1 protein-coding gene is annotated in these 714 nt (G+C 66.0%); it reads left to right on the forward strand.

The features are described 5' to 3' along the window. Positions 1–714: type VI secretion system tip protein TssI/VgrG (gene tssI, locus ABR397_RS23025; RefSeq protein WP_350307736.1), on the forward strand; the 714-nt coding region annotated here is incomplete at both ends.

Raw genomic sequence — 714 nt, forward strand, 5'->3', positions numbered from 1 at the left:
GGCGCCGATTTCACCCGCTACCGGCTCGAAGCCCTGCGCAATGACGCCCTGACCGGCCACGGGGACAGTAACCACGCCGCCATGCTGCCGGGGGTCCTGTTCACCCTCACCGACCATCCCCGCGATGACCTCAACCAGCTCTGGCAGCTGGTCAGCGTCTCCCACAACGGCAGCCAGCCGCAGGCGCTGGAACAGGCCGGCGGCGAGGCCGGCACCGTCATGAGCAACCAGTTCACCTTTATCCCCGCGCATCAGCACTGGCGTCCGATGCCGGCGCGCAAACCGGTGATGGACGGCCCGCAGATTGCCAAAGTCGTCGGCCCGGCCGGGGAAGAAATCTTCTGCGACTCATACGGCCGTATCCGGCTGCAATTCCTGTGGGACCGTTACGGCCAGAGTGATGACCACAGCTCCTGCTGGATACGGGTGACCCAGCCGTGGGCCGGCCAGGGCTGGGGCATGCTGGCCATCCCACGGGTCGGTCAGGAGGTGGTGGTGGACTTCCTCGACGGCGACCCGGACCAGCCGATTGTCACCGGGCGAACGTATCACGCCAGCAACCTCCCGCCCGGCGCCCTGCCGGGCAGCAAAACCCAGATGGCCTTCCGCTCGAAAACCCACAAGGGCGACGGTTACAACGAACTGCGCTTTGAGGATGCCCGGGGCAGTGAAGAACTGGCTTTGCATGCGCAGCGCGATATGAACACCGTGGTG

Source organism: Photorhabdus viridis (assembly GCF_040256935.1).
Lineage (GTDB): Bacteria > Pseudomonadota > Gammaproteobacteria > Enterobacterales > Enterobacteriaceae > Photorhabdus > Photorhabdus viridis.